A 1317-nucleotide genomic window follows, 5' to 3' on the forward strand; every position below is an offset into this window, starting at 1 on the left:
CGCTATCAGCCAAACGCCTGCTGCAAGTGCGCGGCGGCAGTCTCGATAACAGCAGCGGCCAGATCTCCGGCGCCGACATCGACCTGGGCGTGACCGGCGTACTGGCCAACCGCGCCGGCCTGATCGAAAGCAGCGGCGCACTGACCCTCAACGCCGCCAGCCTCGACAACACCCAAGGCCGCCTGCGTGCCTTGGGCACCACCGGCACCAGCGTATTTACCCTGGCCGGCGCGTTCGACAACAGCCGTGGCACCCTGGAAAGCGCCAACAGCAACCTGCAATTTGCGATCGGCAAACTGATCAACACCGACGGCTCGATTCTGCACGTCGGCACCGGCGTGCTCGGCCTGGGTCTGCCGTTGCTGCAAAACGTCGGCGGCCGGGTCGCCACCAACGGCAGCCTGACCCTGACCGGCAACAGCTGGACCAACAGCAGCGTGCTGCAAGCGGCCAACCTGAACCTGAACATCGACCGTTTCAACCAGACCGGCAGCGGTCAATTGCTGGCCGGCAAGAGCTTCACCGGGCGCGGCAGCCAGTGGCAAAACGACGGCCTGATCGCCAGCGACGGCACCCTCGACGTCCGCCTGACCGGCGGCTACAGCGGCGCCGGCCGACTGACCAGCCTGGGCGGCCTGACCCTCAACGCCGCGCAACTGGACCTCAACAACGCCACATCGCGCATCGCCGGTGGCGGCAGCACCGTCATCGACATCGACGGCATCCTCAACAACAGCGGCATCATCACCAGCGCCGCCGGCCTGCGCCTCGATGCCACGACCCTGAACAACTACGGCAGCCTCGGCGCCGCCGGCAACCTGACCGTCAACGCCGCGACCTTGCTCAACCAGCGCGGCCTGATCTTCAGCGGTGCCGACATGGGCCTGTTCGTCAATGACTTCACCAACCAGTACGGCGACGTCTACAGCCTCGGCAACCTGCAAATCAGCCGCGATGCCAGCGGCGCTCTTGCCAACAGCATCGTCAACCGCTCCGCGACCCTCACCAGCGACGCCGGCATGCTGCTGGCCGCCCGGCGCATCGACAACATTCGTGACGTAATGACCGTCGACGACGCCGGCATCTACAACGCCCGCATCGACGAAATCGCCTGCGGCACCGCCGGCCTGGGCAACCTCGATTGCAGCGGCGGCAAGGAACACCACGTCTGGAAGATCCAGCAAAACGAAAAACTCGCCGTCACCCAAGCCAGCGCGGCTTCCAGCATCACCGCCGGCGCCAACCTGAACCTGATCGGCGGCGACTTCCTCAACAGCAGCAGCACCGTGGCCGCCGGTGGCGCCTTGAGCGCCCGCG

At 66.4% G+C, this 1317-nt stretch carries 1 pseudogene; it reads left to right on the top strand.

Going from position 1 to position 1317, the window contains the following annotated elements:
- Positions 1-1317 (top strand): annotated as a pseudogene (locus ACYP2A_RS22845) (hypothetical protein); the annotation flags it as partial.

Source organism: Pseudomonas sp. 3A(2025) (assembly GCF_054589175.1).